We start from the raw sequence: 16,138 nt of genomic DNA, 5'->3' as shown, positions 1-16,138 counted from the left end.
TACCATGTTTGAAAGAGGGTAGAGATTGTGTGTGGAATAGTAGGATTTATTGACCGTTCAAATACAACGCAAAAAGAACAAATTGTTAAAAATATGATGGATACGATTGTTCATCGCGGACCTAATAGTGCAGGACAATTTATTGATGAGGGTGCTGCTTTAGGCTTTCGTCGTTTGAGTATCATTGATCTAGAAGGTGGAACGCAACCAATCAAGAATGAAGATGGTACCAAAATCATTACCTTTAACGGAGAAATATATAATTACCAAAGCATTCGTGAAGATTTGATCGCTAAGGGGCATATTTTTACTACCCATGCGGATACTGAAGTACTATTGCATGGCTATGAAGAATACGGCCTTGACTTATTACAAAAAATCCGTGGGATGTTCGCATTTGTAATCTGGGATACAAAAAAACAAGAATTATTCGGTGCTCGTGACCATTTTGGAATCAAGCCGCTTTATTATACAATGATGAACGGTACTTTTATGTACGGTTCGGAAATCAAGAGCTTTCTGCAACACCCAAATTTTGTCAAAGAATTGAATAAGGAAGCATTGAAACCATATATGACTTTCCAATATTCAGCTTTAGACGAAACATTCTTTAAAAATGTGTACCGCATTAAAGAAGGACATTACTTTACCTATAAAGATGGCAAATTAGACATCCAACAATACTGGGATGTAAAAGAACAAGAAACAACTATGACGCTGGAAGAGACGGTCGACTTGATTGATGATACTGTTGTAAAATCAGTCGAAGCTCATCGGATCGCTGATGTTGAAGTGGGTTCATTCTTATCATCAGGGGTTGATTCTAGTTATGTTACTGCCGTATTGCGTCCTGAGCATTCTTACTCGATCGGGTTTGGCGATAAAACTTACAACGAATCAATTGAAGCGAAGAAACTAGCCGATTTGATCGACTTGAACAATACATCTCGTGTGGTTACTGGAGACGAAGCTTTTGAGTACTTCCCATTGATCCAATATCACTTAGATGAGCCGGATTCAAACCCTTCATGTGTTCCGCTATATTTCTTAACTGAACTTGCCAGCCGGGATGTACGTGTCGCACTAAGTGGTGAGGGGGCTGACGAATTATTTGCCGGCTATCAAGCCTATGGTATGAATACGAAATCAAAAGCTGTTAAAGTTGTTGCCGAAGGTTTGAAAAAACTGCCGAAAAATATGCGCTATTCAATCGCAAAAGGTTTGAAGGGTAAAACCTTCAAAGGAGCTTTGCATTTGTATACTTCATTGGCCCCGGCAGAAGAATTCTTTATCGGACAAGCAAAAGTCTTTGAAGAAGATGAAGCTGTTGATTATCTGCAGCCTGAATTTCAACAAAGTCCTACAATTAAAGATATTGTAGACGTCCATTATGAAAAAGTTCAGGATATGTCTGAAATCAAAAAAATGCAATATTTGGATATGCACCAATGGATGCCGAAAGATATCCTATTGAAGGCTGATAAATTGGCAATGGCTAATTCACTAGAAGTTCGTGTACCATTGTTGGACAAGGAAATGATGAAGGTCTCTGAAATCGTTCCTACTAAATATTTGATTAATGCTGAAAATACGAAATTCGCATTCCGTCAAGCTGCAGCACGGCATTTACCTGAAGAATGGTATAACCGTGAAAAACTTGGCTTCCCAGTGCCGATCAAAGATTGGTTGCGCGAAGAGAAATTTTATCAGATTGTTCGTGATGTATTCACGCAAGATTTCGTCAACGAATTCTTTGATCAAGAGAAGATCGTAAAACTGTTAGATGATAATTTTGCAGGAACAGTCGATGGTCGTCGTAAAATTTGGACAATTTATACCTTCTTGACTTGGTACCAAGTTTACTTTATCAATGATGGGGTAAAACCAGTCCCAGCCACGATCGCGTAAAATTTTATTTAGAATTGACAAATGTAAAAGGTCACGTTAGACTATTACTAAGGAAACTTAACAAAATTTATGAGGTGTCTTGGTGAGTGTAGATATTTAATTTGGAGTAACTAGATAGCGAAAATGGACTGTAACCACAGGTTTATTTCGCATGCCAAATTAGATGATACCTATCAAAGCTGATGAATCCGAAGTCAGGCTGTGAAGAGGAATCTTCACAGCTTTTTTTGCGAGTTCCACTATGCGCTTTAGTGCATCTAGTGGAATCGTATGCGTACGAAGATACTTCAAATTTTTCGTCATAAAAAGTTGATTCTTATGATTGAGCTAGCTGTCAGGCATTTTAAACTTCTGACATGTTTGACGAAGACGTATGCACCTAGAATTCATAATCTGATATTTCTTGTTAAGTTCCCCCGGCCTCGATAGGTATCTTTTCAGATTGAAAGGAAGAGACCATGAATAACGAAACTTTTACAAAAACACAATTTAACGAAATTAGACAACAACTAAGCAGCTATGCAATCAGCAGTTTTGGGAAAAAATTAATCACTGCCACCAAACCTCATTCAAAACTGTCAGTAGTAGAAAAACGACTCACAGAGACGACTGAGGCAAAACAATTATTAGATAGTAACTTGCATGTTCCCTTTATGGGGTTGCAAAGTATCGAACATATTACGAACCAACTTGAAAAAGGGTTTGTCTTAACACCGCAAGAATTATTAGAATACGCGGATTTCTTGCGTAGCCTGCGCTTGATTCAACAATTTTTCGAGAAAAATCAAAGTATCGCACCGACATTGAATCGTTACGGTCAGGGATTAAATGACTTCAATGAGATCGAAGCTGAAATCTATCAAGTAATTCGAAACGGAAGAATCGTTGACGATGCCAGCCGCGAATTACGTCGAGCACGTCGAGACATTGCTGAAACACAAGACAAGATACAAGAATTATTGAAGAAATTCATCCGGCAAAATAAGGAAAAATTGCAAGAAGCGATCATCACTAAACGAAATGATATTTTCACTGTACCGATCAAAGCGGCTTATAAGAAGCAAATTAAAGGAACAATCGTTGAACTATCTAGTAAAGGCACTACCGCATATATTGAACCTAGCAATGTTAGCCGCTGGAATGAGCAATTAGCATATCATAAGATGGTTGAAGAAGCCGAAGTCTACCAAATTTTAGCTACATTAACAGGTTTGTTAGCCGAAGCTTTACCATTGATTCAACAAAATATCGAGATCATTGCCGAATTTGATCATATTTTTGCTCGCGGAAAGTTTAGTCGTGAGTTGAAAGGAATTACGCCAGAAATAAATGCAGATGGTTATATACATCTAGTAGCTGCGACCCATCCATTGATTGAAAATGCTGTGCCGCTTAATCTGACAATTGGTGACGAGTACCGTGGATTGACGATCACTGGACCAAACGCTGGCGGAAAGACAGTTGTACTGAAAACAGTCGCCCTAATGACATTAATGACAATGGTTGGATTACAGATACCCGCAAGAGAAGGTACAGAAATCGCGATTTTTGATCAGATTTTTGTAGATATCGGTGACGCACAGAGCATAGAGAATGCCTTGAGTACCTTTTCCGGTCATATGCAGAACATTTCGGATATCTTGCGACAAACAAGTAAGAACAGCCTGATATTATTGGATGAATTGGGCAGCGGTACTGAACCAAATGAAGGAGCAGCACTAGCAATTGCGATCATGGAGGAGTTTTATCAAAAAGGCAGTATCTTGATCACTACGACGCATTACGGTGAAATCAAACGATTTGCCGAACAGCATCCAGATTTCATTACTGCTGCTATGGATTTTGATGCTGAGCATCTGACACCGAAGTATCGCTTACTAATTGGCCAAACAGGTGAAAGTAACGCGTTATGGATCGCCAAAAAAATGGCGATTTCTGATCAGATCATTACTAAAGCGCAGAATTATTTCACTGATCGCAATTACAGTCTAGAGAAAAAAACCTTTAAAAAGAAAACGAAAAAACAGCTAACTGAAGCTGTTGAAATAACTTATTTCAAAGGGGATAAAATTTTCTTATTAGAACAACAAAAATCTGCGCTCGTCTATCAGGAGGTACCATTCACTGACAATGTAACAGTATTCCTTGAAGATCAATTTATTGAAGTTCCAAAGCGACGAATCAAACTTGAATTTCGTGCATCTGAGCTTTATCCAGCGGATTATGAGCTTGAAAACTTATTTGAAGATTTCCATATTCGGAAAGAACGTCGTGATATCGATCGCGGATCGAAAAAAGCACAACGCAAGTTAAGAAAAGAAGCTATGAACAGAAGACAAGATTAAAAAAACTCCTCCAGTAGAAACGCTGGAGGAGTTTTTATTATTCATATTGTTGATACGTTTTAGTCTTATACAGACCAACAGTTGACTTCTGATTGTTTTCACTATATAAGCTTGAAGACTGCGAGCCTTTTTGCCGTTCGATTTCCTCTAAACGAGCTTTTTGATCACGATAATCAAATGAGCCTGGATCGATCGGATCTAATCCACTGTCTTGATAATATCGCAGCAGATCACTATTCGTAATCTTATCAGAGGTGATCAATTGTTGATCAACATCCTGATTTAATTCAACGAAAAGCTGCTCTTGTTCAGGTGTCGGCTCGTCAATGACTTGAGCTGTTTGATTGTCATACATTTTTCCGCCATAGAAGGTGTATTGCGGTGTAACAAAGTCACCATCGCGGAAGGCTACGACTTGCTTATGCTCAGATGAAAATAGATCTTGTCCCAACTGCAGATATTTCTTCGAGTCAATCCCTAATAAATGAAGCAGAGTAGGGAGGGCATCGACTTGTCCGCCATAAGTGTGATTGACACCGCCATTCGTTGCACCTGGTACATGAATCATAAATGGTACTCGCTGCAATTGAGCATTATCGTAATCAGTCCAACTGTCGGAATCTTTTCCGAGCAGCGGAGCCAGCTCTCGATTCCGTGTATTAGAGATTCCGTAGTGATCGCCGTACAGGACGAAGATTGAATTATCATAAAGTCCACTGGCCTTCATATAATCAAAGAATTCCTTTAAAGCTGTATCCAAATAGTTAGCCGTAGCAAAGTATCCATTAATCGTCTCATCTTTGGTATTCGCTAACGGGAATCCATCTTCTTCATTTTTGAAACGAGAATAAGGGTAATGATTCGAAACTGTGATGAACTTCGCGTAAAACGGCTGTTGCAGACGCTCCAAGTACTGAACCGATTGACTCAAGAATGGTTTATCATGCATACCGTATTGGAACGAGTTGTCATCATTAATATCGTAATATGAAGAATCAAAGAAATAATCAAAGCCTAAATGCTTATAGGTCTTGTCGCGATTCCAAAATGAAGCTGAATGCCCATGAAACACTGCTGAGGTATAACCAGCTTTTTGATTCAAGATATTCGGCGCTGCCTCAAAGGTATTTTTATCGCCCATTTGGGTGAACAATGCTCCTTGATTCAAACCAAATAGTGAGTTTTCCATTAGTGTTTCAGCATCGGATGTTTTACCAGCTTTGACTTGATGGAAAAAGTTATCAAAACTATAAGTACTTTCACCATGATATAAGCTATTTAAAAATGGTGTTACTGTATGTTTTTCACCATTTTCATCTGGTAGCTGATAGTCAATTAAGAACTGCTGGAAGCTTTCCAAATGAATGTAGACCACATTTTTTCCCTTTGCAATACCGTACATTGAATCATTTGGTTTAGCATAGTGATCCTTGACATAGCTTTTCACTTCTTTCAAATCGTTGGGACTTGCTTCAGCGCGAATTTGGTTGTTTTGATACGTCTGATAACTATCATAAACAGTAAATGCATTCACGCCGAGATATTTCACCAAATTTTCTCGGGAAAATTGTCGGCTTAATAAGCCGGATCGGTCAATCTCAGCCAGGAATATATTCCCACTGCTGATCAACAAGGAAAGGGCAGACAAAGCAGCTGCTTGTCGAAACCGAGGGTACTTATCGTCCAATGGGATGTTCTTTCTGAACAGAAGAATCGGAATAATCAATAGATCTAGGATATAAACGATATCGTACCAACGGAACAATCTTACCGCACTTTCACCTAAACCCGTGGAAACTTGGCCAGCACCCAGCATCGTATTTATCGTAATAAAGTCTGTAAATTCGCGATAATATACTGCATTCGAAAAGAGCCAGATCGTCAGCAAACCATAAATAACAAATAGAGTCGTGTACGCCACCTTTGAACGTTTAATAAAAAGCCCGATACAAAGCAGCAGCATTGAAACACTCAGAGGATTGATTAATAGAATGAATAATTGCATTGGACTCTGAATTCCTAAATGAAAATCGACTACATACGCGAACATATTTTTCAGCCAAAGTAGGCCCATTAGCAGGCTGAAGAAGCCAATCCTAGTTTTAATGAAGTTTTTATATTTTTTTAAATGAGACATTTTCATGCTCCTTAAACTTATTTTTCATATACTTAAATAGTTTATCGGTTTTTTTAAGGAAGGTCAAACTGATTAGTGTGATAAAAGCTGATATACCAGCTTTTCTATTAGTTATCTAATAGAATATAAATAATTCTTAATAAACACAGGTGATGAGCTAAAATGATTCTTATTTAACCTAGAAGTTGTCTTTACTGCTGAATCATTTCTTGAATGCTATAATTACAAAAAATGAAAAGAGGAATGACCCATGCCATTAATGAAAATCGATATGATCAAAGGACGCTCTGAAGATGAAATCAAGCAAATTTTAGATATTTCATACCAGGTCATGCTAAAGGCCTTTCATGCACCAAATGGAGATCGCTATCAACTAGTTACTCAACATGAGCCCTACGAATGCAAATCCTTGATACGGGACTAGCTTTTGAACGAACGGATCAAGTAATTGTCTTCAGTTTAGTAACACGTCCGCGAACTACTGAGGAAAAACAAAACTTTTATTCAGAACTAGTCAAAGAATTAAACGAACAATTAGGTATTCGCATTGAAGATATCATGATCAATCTTACAGTGAACACTGATGAAGATTGGAGCTTTGGTTTTGGACGTGCGCAGTTCTTGACCGGAGAGTTATAAGAATTAAGATATCTGAGGTGGGAAATTATGAAAAAAATCATTATCGCAGCAATGTGTCTACTTATTTTTAGTGGCTGTCAGCTCAATCAAAAAAATAATGAATCAGTGGATACTTCTTCGATAAATCAATCTAGCTCGAGAACATCTGACACATCTAGTATAAAACAGACGAAGGAGGAGAGTACTGTGACTTACCCGTCAGGAAGTTTGCTGCAAGCGGCTTCAGCAAACGATCTAAAAAAAGCAGAGGAGATTCTTAAAGATAAATCGTATCAAATAGACGAAGTGAACGAAAAAGCAGAAACGCCTTTAATGATTGCCGTTCATAATAATCAAGTTGAACTCGCTAAAAAGTTGATTGATGCCGGTGCAAATGTTAATCAACAAGATAATATTCAGGATAGCCCATATTTGTTTGCGGGAGCTGAAGGCCGAACGGAGATTTTATCCTATATGTTAGCGCAAAGTACGCCAAATCAAGCAATTACGAACCGCTTTGGCGGAAATGCGTTGATTCCTGCAGCAGAAAAAGGTCATCTTGAAAATGTAAAAATTCTTTTAATGGATGGTCGCGTAGATGTCAATCATCAAAATGATTACGGCTATACAGCGTTAATTGAAGCTGTTGCATTAAGAGACGGTTCGCAAGTTTACCAAGATATAGTCGCTGAATTACTTAATCACGGCGCAGATCCAAACATTGTCGATAATTATGGAAAATCAGCAAAAGATTATGCGAATGAACTTGGTTATGGAAACATTTCTAAGATGTTGCAAGAAAAATCATAGATAAAAAGGTAGAAACACAAATAAGGAGCTTATCAGTAGAGCTCCTTTAAATTTTTTATTTTAGTTTACATAATATACATTAACAAAAGCTGAATAGTTAAAAACCATTCCGATTATCACTTTAAATCGGATGATCTTTGTATTAATTTTAGTTTACTTAGTTTATCTGAATTTACGTATAATTCCTCAGATTTTGATTAAAATTCATTATTCCGCATAATCTTTTTATCTTCACTCAGAGATTGATTTTTCAATTGATAAACCAAATGATCTTTCAGCAATCCATTTTGATTACGCTGATAGCTAAATTCGTATGTAAAACCATTTTTTTCAAGAATTTTTTTTGACGCAATGTTCTCAGGAATAAATTGTGCAACGATTTGCGGCAAATTGAAATTATCAAATGCTAAATCAACGATCTGATGAACAATTTTGGTTCCGTAGCTTAAGCCCTGATAGTCTTTTTTTACAATGTATGCGATTTCATTTAATGTAGCTGAATTAATTGTGGTTTTGATGATACCAGCAATTCCCAGTATTCTTTTATTATCAGCTTCTTCAACAATGAAATAGCTATAGCCGTAACTGTCATATTGCTGAATGATTTTATTAATCCACCCTTTTACTTCAAGATCACAATAAGTTTTTCCCCAACCAAGCTTCATTAGTTCTTCATCCTGAAGAATACTTTTCAAAAAATTAAAGTCATCAAGGGATATTTTTTTGAAAATGAACGGGTCCTTTTCAAACATACTCCACTCTCCTATTATCTATTTAAAGTCTGGATGAGATGATAAATTTCTACCATATCAACAGCTAAATAGTCTGCGGCGCTTTGGTCGATTACTGCACGTGTCTCTTCATATGCAATTGTTGGGATACCTGCTGCCTTTGCAGCGCTGATTCCGTAAAATGAGTCTTCAATTGCTATCGCCTCATTTGGTTTCACAGCCAATTTTTTTAATGTGTTTAGATAAATGGTTGGATTTGGTTTGCTTTCCTCAACAAATTCACCGCTGTAAATTACATCAAAGTAATCTTTAATCTCGCAGGATTTCAAAACTTCGAGGATATGCTCATGTGTTGAAGATGAAGCGACCGCTAGCAAAATATTATTGACTTTGGCCCAATTCAAGATCAAAAGAATATCTTTGCGGAATAGCTGCTGGTAATTAATTGATTTATAAGCAGTCTCATTATACGCTTCAAATCGTTCCTTAATAATTGTCAGTGTATCATTGCTGCCGATAAATTTTCTTAGCGTTCGATAAAGCATCTCGTATGATTGACCGATCAATTCGCTAAATTCAGTCTCATGTGTATTAATCGCGGGATTTTCTTTTTTTATAAACTCTTGCTGGATTCTGAAATCTTGAAATTCTGTATCAACGATAACTCCGTCCATATCAAAAACAATTGCTTTGATCATTAATGCCTCCCCCTTTACCTATCTATAAAATGAATTATTGCAAAGCATTTGAGAAAAAGCAACTTACTTTATGATTGAAAACAAAAATAGCCAATCACGCTTTCCTTAAACGCAGTTGGCTATTTTTTGATTTTTCCGCGAAATGCTTTAATTTTTTCAATAGTAATTACCTTCGATGAAGTTTCTGGATTCTTAGCTGCTTCTTCTTTTTGCTCTTCAACCAATTTGATTCCCCGATGCTCGGCACGAAAAATATTACGTTTAATTTCCTCGACTTGAGCCAGTTTGGCTATCGCATCTGGTTCATGCCGCAAAAGCTCTTTTGTTTTTCGCACATGGATTCGCTCGGTTATTTTTTCATCAAAATAACTAATGATAGCAAAATTGATCACTAAGGCAATTAAAAGAAAGTTATCGGTCACATTCGAGCCATTTAGATATCCGTTACTAAATAACCAAATAACAAAGCAAATCAAAGCGAGAAAACTGAAAACCTGATAAACTCTCAACACCTTCTCTTTTTCATTGCGGTCGGCGAATACTGGTTTGGCTTCGTAAAACAAAGCGAGATAAAGTCTTCGAGCTTCAGCAAACTCTGACTGTGTTTTTTTGGCTGTCTCCTGTGCTTCTTTCTTGGCGAAGCCTTGCTCTTTTATATAATATTTCGTAATTTTCCTTTTTCTGATCATTTGAACCCCCTCTTCGATTCTAAGATCATGGATATTTTGAAGATTCATAAGGTTTCTCCTTATTCGTAATAATGAATTAATTTTTCAAGGAAAAATTAGTACGATTCGAATGTCGTTTATCATTCAACTAAAGGGTTCGCGCTGAAGTCTTAATCAATCTTTGTAAAAGCTCTCTCTTCTCATCGAACTGTGAGAAGTTGAACTGACATCCTTAATCACGGAATTCTCTGTTCGGCAGTCTCTATTTTATCATTAAGTTAGTAGAAAGACTAAGAAATTATTTAATATTTTTCGCCGTGTCTGAATTAAGAAAAGAGAAATCCACTCAGACTAGGATTCTCGTCGAGTGGACCATTTTTTTTATATTTTCTTTACTGCTTCTTCGATGGGTGTTTCACCATCTCCCATAAGAATTACTTTTTTTATGGTGTTATCTTGACTAAGTAATTCTGCTAAAACAGCCGCAACATTTTCAATCGAATTTTCTGATACTTCAGTGATGTCAGTAGTTATTTTTCCGCTTCCTGGTATTTCTTTCAAGCTTCCTGGTTGAAGGATTGTATAGTCCAACTTCGTTCTATCGATCAGCCAATTATCGGAGAAAAATTTTGAGATATTATAATCAGTTAGTGTCCCTCTCCATTTTTCAGGTTGTAAAGCAAATAATGAACTTAGGTGAATGTAGCGCTTGATCCCCTTCTGTTCAACAGCCTGCATCAGTTTAACAGCACCAAACAAATCTGTTTGTAGTAAATCCATGCCTCTTGATCCAGCAACAAAATAAACTGCTTCGGCATCTGCCAATGTGTCTGCGATCTCGTCTATTGTGCCGTGAAGATCTAAATGAACTGGTGTGACTGATTCGTTTCCTGCAATATCTTTGTCACGACGTGCGCCTGCATAAATAGTATGCCCTTTTTCGACTAAGTTTTTGATTAGCTCTTCGCCCACTCTGCCAGTTGCTCCAGCGATAAATATTTTCATGATAACGAGCCCCTTTCTCATTGGATATGCTACCGCATTTATTCTGAAGGAACAACTATTTTCACTCGGAATTGGATGAGATAGAAAACAACCAATTGGCTGTTTTCTTTTTATTTCGCAACTTTATAATAAGAATCATTAACAATATTGATTAGGAATGATAATCAAAAGAACAGCCCTCAATCTTTTCTCTTTATGCTTAATGGCAATCAAAGAAATGAGGTACAGGCGAATATATTATAAGTGATTCAGCTTTATACACTCTAACATCGTTTTAAAATCGAGCTTTTTCAATTATAAGAAAAAGGCTTTAAATAGAATGAGGAGTTTTTCTATGACAAGAACAGCGTTAACTATCGCAGGTTCTGATACTTTAGCAGGTGGGGGTCTGCAATCAGACTTGAAAACATTTGAGAACTACCACTTATTTGGTTTGACCGCCATTACTTGTATTGCGGTAATAAAAGATGATCAGTTTAGGATTAATGATTTGCCCTCTAATCTTTTAAGTGACCAATTGGCTACCATTAAAGAAGGTCTTTCTTTGGATGGTATAAAGATCGGATTGGTGCATCAGCTAGACTCTCTTGAAATCGTTAAGGATTTTCTACGGGATTTTGTTGGACCAATTGTCTTGGATCCAGTCATGGCTTTTAAAGAGACTGATCGCGTTTACAGCGCTACATATCGAACGAAATTAATCGAATTGTTTCCTTATGCTACGATCATTACACCGAACTTAAAGGAAGCCGAAATCTTAAGTCAGCAAAAAATCACCAACCTAGCCGAGATGGAGCAAGCTGCTCAAAAGATCTTCGCTCTCGGCGCTAAATCCGTTGTTATAAAAGGTGGAGAAAGGCTTTCCGGTGATCTGGCATCCGACCTATTCTACGATGGTGACCATTTTGAATACTTCTCCAAGCCAAAACTGACAAATGTATCGATCAATGGGGCTGGCTGTTCATTTGCTTCTGCTATTACATCAAATCTTATTTTAGGGAAGGATTTGCTTTCAGCAATTCATGATAGTAAAGAATATGTGTATCAAGGAATTAAGAACGGAATTGTTTTAAGCAATGGCGAAGGAAATGTTTGGTTTGGGGATAGCATAAAGACGGAGGTTAGAACATGAAAACGAGAGAAATGACAAAAATAGCAATGATGGTTGCATTAACTGTAACACTTTCGATCTTGTTTATCATCCCTATTCCAGCAACCAAGGGATTCGTGACATTATGTGAAGTTGGAATTTATGCCTCCGCTATGCTTTTTGGTCCAACTGGCGGCTTTCTAGTCGGTGCTTTAAGTGGCGGTTTAATTGATTTGATCTCTGGTTATCCTGAGTGGGCAATTTTTTCGATTATTATTCATGGTATCCAAGGATTGATTTTAGGTTATCTTTATAATAAGCATCCAAATAAAAAGGGTCTTACCTTTGGATTTATATTTGCTAGTCTCTTTATGATTATTGGTTATACCTTAGCGACGGCCTTGCTATTCGGCTGGCCAGCAGGTTTGGCTTCATTGCCAAGCAATCTCGTTCAAAATATTTTCGGTATCGCGGTGACAGTCCCTCTTTTCCATGCTTTGCAGAGAGTCTTACGCCATCCTCAATATAAATAGTAAACAGAAAGAAGTCATTCGAATGGAAAAAGAAAAAATTCAACAAGATCTAACAACGATCGTCAATGATGTGCTAAATGAAGCAAATCTTAAAGCCGGCGATGTTTTCGTACTCGGCTGTACCACAAGTGAAATTGTCGGCGGTACGATCGGTAAAAATTCTAGTCAAGAAGTCGGCCAATGGGTGATCGAGACATTGAAATCAATCCTTGATCCCAAAAAAATATATCTAGGTGTTCAGGGCTGTGAGCATATCAATCGTGCTGTAGTAGTTGAGCAAGAGATTGCTGAGAAAAAAGATTGGGAAATTGTTTCAGTCAAGCCTGCTTTGCACGCTGGTGGCTCTTGTTCCGTAGCTGCTTTTGAACAGTTCGCTGATCCCGTTGAAGTTGAGCATATCGTTGCACAAGCTGGAATTGATATCGGCGATACTTCAATTGGCATGCACGTAAAATATGTGCAGGTTCCTGTGCGTCCATCAATTAAGGAACTTGGCGGTGCGCATGTCACCGCTTTGCGGAGTCGACCAAAATATGTTGGCGGTCCTCGTGCGACTTATTAGATCAAAAATAATCATAAAGAAATTTCGATAGAAACTTTACAAAAAGAAAGCGAACGCCCGTATTTCTTTCCAAATAGGAAAGTGTATGGACGTTCGCCTTTTTTATTTAAACGAACCGAGCAATTAGTTGTAGTAATTGCTGAGGCAATGTTGAGATATCTGAAATATCTACGAAGTTATTCTCACCATATAATGACCGCAGCTGTTCTTTGTCTTCGCCGATGGCACAAGCGATGAAAAGAATTCCTTTTCTCTCATAGTCAGCCAAAACATTCTGGATATCTTGCTTGGCTTTTTCTCCAGTATAATCCGGCAAGGCTTTCGGCTGTCCATCACTGATGGACAATAGTACTTTCGTATCAGCAGCTTGCTGGCTAAGTTTTTCCGCTAGCAAACGTAACGGAACACCGTCCCGATTATTTTGCCGTGGTTTCATCGTAGAAAGTTTAGCTGCCATGAAATCATAGCTATCGTCGAATTCTTTATACGAATAGATAGAAGTTTTTTCTCGTTGACTGAGATCGGCTGAATCGCCATAAAGCATTAAAGGGATACTTGTTTTTTCGGCAAACAAGCTTAGGGCTACAGCTGCTAACTTGGCATTTTGGATACGATCATCTCGTAACATTGAACCTGACTCATCGACTCTCACTGCCAATGCTAAAGATGGCTGTTCACTTGGTGGATTTTTCTTATCGAAATTCCGCAAATCGCCATAAGCTACGTGGCTCGGGTTAAAACGAGCACCATAATACTTTCCGCTAGAAAAATCATTACTGACTTCTTTATTTAATAGATCATTGATCACTCGACTCAGACTTTCAACCTCAGGTAGAACCTTTTGCGTTAACTCTTGCCCATTTTTGATGGCTGTCTCATTGATAACCGGCCGATGAAGAATTGTTCCCTCTTTTGCGTGGATCGTATCCTTTAGAGTTTCACGAATCTCACGATTGAGTTCTTTACGCTTGGATTTATCAATCTCGGTCATTTCGTCTAATGACATGGCTGATCCGATCTTTTCTTCTTCGTCCAGTGAAGCAGTTGTACTTTCAGCTTCGGAATCGCTTCTGGTCGCTTCATCATCAATCGTTGCAGCTTCTGGCTGCTTTTCATTATTAGAAGCTTCTTCAGTTAAGTCAGAATCTTCATTTTCAGTGGAAGTTTCTGTCTCGAAAATTTCGCTTTTTAATGTAGCATTTTCAGCTTCTTCTAAAATATTACGTTGGTCTGCTTCAGCGTGACTAATTTTTCTGCCTTGATTAAATTTTTGTTGGTTCTTCACTTGTTGAAGTTCTGTGAGCAGCCTACTTTGTTCTAGAGCATCCTGCAGTATTTTCAGTTCAGTTTCATCTGTGGTCAATTTATACAAAACCTTCGGAAAAATGCTTTCTAAAGGATCTTGTCCTTGTTTCAAGCTATTTGCCCAAAAGAAATATGAACGCATACCCGCGACCCCTTTAATCGCATTTGCTTTAGCTGTTTCATCCAACAACTGAATTATTTTCGCCATTACTTCTAGATAATCTCGATCAGTAAAGTTGGTTTTAGCAATTGCTCGGTCGATCATCACATCAATTGTCGGAAGATCCATTTTTTCCGCATGCTGAACTCGATCACGTAAAGATTCATTCAATGGTCGATTTCCTTGATAATTACGATTCGTTGTGATGATTACAACGCAATCAGAATGACGGCGGATGATCCCCGTCGGTATGTTTAACAAACCATTTGGTTCCAAAGCTGAGTTCAAAGCAACCAGTACGGAGGCATCGCGAATAACAGTCGGTTCCTGGATTTCCAGCAAATAACCTTTTTGCATTGCTCGAACGATCTCTGAAGGGTAAAACTTATATTCGACGATCGTTGAATTCTCATCCTGATCAATTCGCTCAATCAACTTACTTAAACGTTCTTTTGCTTCAAAAGCATCGATCTGAAAGTGATTTTCGATCACTGTGAGAACGTCTTGTAACGAGTCCGTCTGATAAATCGCTTCTAGTAATTCCTGATCATCGCTATCATCCGCGGTTACTACTGGTAATAGGGCACCAAACACATCTGTCTTATCCATATCAGCAAAACAAGTCACTTTAGTATATGGCAGCTGTAGATCATCAGACAGTGCTCGTGCAAGTTGGGTCTTACCAGAACCAGCATCGCCTTCTAATAAGACATTCATAATCTTCATTTCAGGATCCAGCCAATTATTTTTGATCTCTGTCGCGATTCTCAGTTCTTCTTGACTTGTTTTATGACTAGCCGGTTTACGCCAGATCATTTGCTCTTCAACTTTTGTAAATGTTCGTCCTTCTGTTACGACAAAAGGTTGATTCATCTTTTCTCACCTCCGAATATGACTTAATAACCTAGTTCATCTAAAAGACGTTTCAACGTACGGTATCGTTGTGCGATCAAATCGCCATCTTTATTCATCGTATCATTGAATAAAATGATATCTTCATCGATCTTTGGATTTTCGGTATCTACTTGAACTTCCATTCTACCGCCCTGCAAACCAATGATCTCTACTTTAGGATTTTCTGGATCATAGAATTTTTCATAACGATAAGCATCTTGCAGGTAAATACTTGATTGCGCAACTAAAATCGCTAAGTCTAAGATACGAGTGATTGGTAATTCCTCTGATTGACGCGACCACTTTTCTCCAGTATGGCGCCAAACTTTGCCTGAGATATCGACACGTCCTCGATCATTCCATTGTGCCAAACCCAATGTTAGACCTTTTGCGTCACTATCCCATGCATGATGTCCATCAATTTTATCGTAATCTTCGACTAAGAAGACTGGTTTATGCTTCAAATTTGTTGGTATTTTCATATTTTATTCCTCCTAGTTATGTTTACTAATCTAGTAAATTACTAAACTACTAATGAAAAAAGAATACGAAATAAAATCAATTTTTGCAACTAACTTCTATTAATGGTTTCATTTTTTAAGCCTTCAAAAAAAGTGATCTTTTCGTCGCGTGCATCATCAAACTAAACTGCTTTATCCCAGTATTGGTTAAAC

General features: G+C 37.8%; 13 protein-coding genes and 1 pseudogene. 7 read left to right on the top strand and 7 right to left on the bottom strand.

Annotation, left to right across the window (positions count from 1 at the left end; genetic code table 11):
- Positions 1-27 precede the first annotated feature (27 nt).
- Together asnB and E6139_RS13720 are read left to right on the top strand one after the other, a co-directional pair.
- The gene (asnB, locus tag E6139_RS13725) at positions 28-1,908 is read left to right on the top strand and encodes an asparagine synthase (glutamine-hydrolyzing) (protein WP_316403635.1); all 1,881 of its coding nucleotides are present in this window, start codon (positions 28-30) and stop codon (positions 1,906-1,908) included.
- A 458-nt stretch (positions 1,909-2,366) separates the two neighbouring features.
- Positions 2,367-4,253 (top strand): endonuclease MutS2, encoded by a 1,887-nt coding sequence (locus E6139_RS13720; RefSeq protein ID WP_316403634.1) that lies wholly within the window; start codon positions 2,367-2,369, stop codon positions 4,251-4,253.
- Positions 4,254-4,290: 37 nt separating this feature from the next.
- On the opposite strand, the gene E6139_RS13715 is transcribed toward E6139_RS13720, so the two are convergent.
- Positions 4,291-6,390, bottom strand: a complete 2,100-nt coding sequence (locus tag E6139_RS13715) for an LTA synthase family protein (protein WP_316403633.1) — start codon at positions 6,388-6,390, stop codon at positions 4,291-4,293.
- Positions 6,391-6,640: 250 nt separating this feature from the next.
- Here E6139_RS13715 and E6139_RS13710 point away from each other — a divergent pair.
- Both E6139_RS13710 and E6139_RS13705 read left to right on the top strand, forming a co-directional pair.
- Positions 6,641-7,029, top strand: a pseudogene (locus tag E6139_RS13710) (tautomerase family protein).
- 27 nt (positions 7,030-7,056) lie between these two features.
- Positions 7,057-7,818 carry an ankyrin repeat domain-containing protein gene (locus E6139_RS13705; RefSeq protein WP_316403632.1) on the top strand — a complete coding sequence of 254 codons (762 nt, stop codon included), beginning with the start codon at positions 7,057-7,059 and terminating at the stop codon, positions 7,816-7,818.
- Positions 7,819-8,015: 197 nt separating this feature from the next.
- Here the strand turns inward: E6139_RS13705 and E6139_RS13700 are convergent, their stop codons facing one another.
- The 4 genes from E6139_RS13700 to E6139_RS13685 form a co-directional block, all read right to left on the bottom strand.
- Positions 8,016-8,570: a GNAT family N-acetyltransferase gene (locus tag E6139_RS13700; protein WP_316403631.1), complete on the bottom strand. Its 555-nt coding sequence runs from the start codon at positions 8,568-8,570 to the stop codon at positions 8,016-8,018.
- A gap of 14 nt (positions 8,571-8,584) precedes the next feature.
- Entirely contained in the window at positions 8,585-9,247 is a 663-nt protein-coding gene (locus E6139_RS13695) for an HAD family phosphatase (protein WP_316403630.1), read from the bottom strand.
- 119 nt (positions 9,248-9,366) lie between these two features.
- On the bottom strand, positions 9,367-9,984 hold the full coding sequence (locus E6139_RS13690) for a hypothetical protein (protein ID WP_316403629.1): 618 nt from the start codon (positions 9,982-9,984) through the stop codon (positions 9,367-9,369).
- 312 nt (positions 9,985-10,296) lie between these two features.
- Positions 10,297-10,920: an NAD(P)H-binding protein gene (locus E6139_RS13685; protein ID WP_316403628.1), complete on the bottom strand. Its 624-nt coding sequence runs from the start codon at positions 10,918-10,920 to the stop codon at positions 10,297-10,299.
- Between the two features lie 334 nt (positions 10,921-11,254).
- Here E6139_RS13685 and E6139_RS13680 point away from each other — a divergent pair, with 334 nt between their 5' ends.
- The 3 genes from E6139_RS13680 to E6139_RS13670 are packed head-to-tail and all read left to right on the top strand — an operon-like array spanning position 11,255 to position 13,105.
- On the top strand, positions 11,255-12,052 hold the full coding sequence (locus tag E6139_RS13680; protein WP_316403627.1) for a bifunctional hydroxymethylpyrimidine kinase/phosphomethylpyrimidine kinase: 798 nt from the start codon (positions 11,255-11,257) through the stop codon (positions 12,050-12,052).
- Positions 12,049-12,543 (top strand): ECF transporter S component, encoded by a 495-nt coding sequence (locus E6139_RS13675; RefSeq protein ID WP_316403626.1) that lies wholly within the window; start codon positions 12,049-12,051, stop codon positions 12,541-12,543. Before E6139_RS13680 ends, E6139_RS13675 begins: the two co-directional genes overlap by 4 nt.
- Before the next feature lie 22 nt (positions 12,544-12,565).
- Positions 12,566-13,105, top strand: coding sequence for a TIGR01440 family protein (locus E6139_RS13670; protein ID WP_410470540.1), 540 nt, complete (start codon positions 12,566-12,568; stop codon positions 13,103-13,105).
- Between the two features lie 106 nt (positions 13,106-13,211).
- Here the strand turns inward: E6139_RS13670 and E6139_RS13665 are convergent, their stop codons facing one another.
- Together E6139_RS13665 and E6139_RS13660 are read right to left on the bottom strand one after the other, a co-directional pair.
- A complete protein-coding gene (locus tag E6139_RS13665) occupies positions 13,212-15,443 on the bottom strand; it encodes an AAA family ATPase (RefSeq protein ID WP_316403625.1) in 2,232 nt (743 codons plus the stop codon).
- 23 nt (positions 15,444-15,466) lie between these two features.
- Positions 15,467-15,946: a DUF6530 family protein gene (locus E6139_RS13660; protein WP_049221548.1), complete on the bottom strand. Its 480-nt coding sequence runs from the start codon at positions 15,944-15,946 to the stop codon at positions 15,467-15,469.
- Between the last annotated feature and the right edge of the window lie 192 nt (positions 15,947-16,138).

The sequence above is a fragment of the Enterococcus sp. genome, from assembly GCF_032555305.1.
In the GTDB taxonomy this organism is placed as follows: domain Bacteria; phylum Bacillota; class Bacilli; order Lactobacillales; family Enterococcaceae; genus Enterococcus_A.
This window is presented reverse-complemented; position numbering and strand designations above follow the sequence as displayed.

Coding starts and splice junctions, on each gene's coding strand:
- E6139_RS13720 (WP_316403634.1), top strand. CDS start 2,367: ATGAATAACGAAACTTTTACAAAAACACAATTTAACGAAATTAGACAA.
- E6139_RS13715 (WP_316403633.1), bottom strand. CDS start 6,390: ATGTCTCATTTAAAAAAATATAAAAACTTCATTAAAACTAGGATTGGC.
- E6139_RS13705 (WP_316403632.1), top strand. CDS start 7,057: ATGAAAAAAATCATTATCGCAGCAATGTGTCTACTTATTTTTAGTGGC.
- E6139_RS13700 (WP_316403631.1), bottom strand. CDS start 8,570: ATGTTTGAAAAGGACCCGTTCATTTTCAAAAAAATATCCCTTGATGAC.
- E6139_RS13695 (WP_316403630.1), bottom strand. CDS start 9,247: ATGATCAAAGCAATTGTTTTTGATATGGACGGAGTTATCGTTGATACA.
- E6139_RS13690 (WP_316403629.1), bottom strand. CDS start 9,984: ATGAATCTTCAAAATATCCATGATCTTAGAATCGAAGAGGGGGTTCAA.
- E6139_RS13685 (WP_316403628.1), bottom strand. CDS start 10,920: ATGAAAATATTTATCGCTGGAGCAACTGGCAGAGTGGGCGAAGAGCTA.
- E6139_RS13680 (WP_316403627.1), top strand. CDS start 11,255: ATGACAAGAACAGCGTTAACTATCGCAGGTTCTGATACTTTAGCAGGT.
- E6139_RS13675 (WP_316403626.1), top strand. CDS start 12,049: ATGAAAACGAGAGAAATGACAAAAATAGCAATGATGGTTGCATTAACT.
- E6139_RS13670 (WP_410470540.1), top strand. CDS start 12,566: ATGGAAAAAGAAAAAATTCAACAAGATCTAACAACGATCGTCAATGAT.
- E6139_RS13665 (WP_316403625.1), bottom strand. CDS start 15,443: ATGAATCAACCTTTTGTCGTAACAGAAGGACGAACATTTACAAAAGTT.
- E6139_RS13660 (WP_049221548.1), bottom strand. CDS start 15,946: ATGAAAATACCAACAAATTTGAAGCATAAACCAGTCTTCTTAGTCGAA.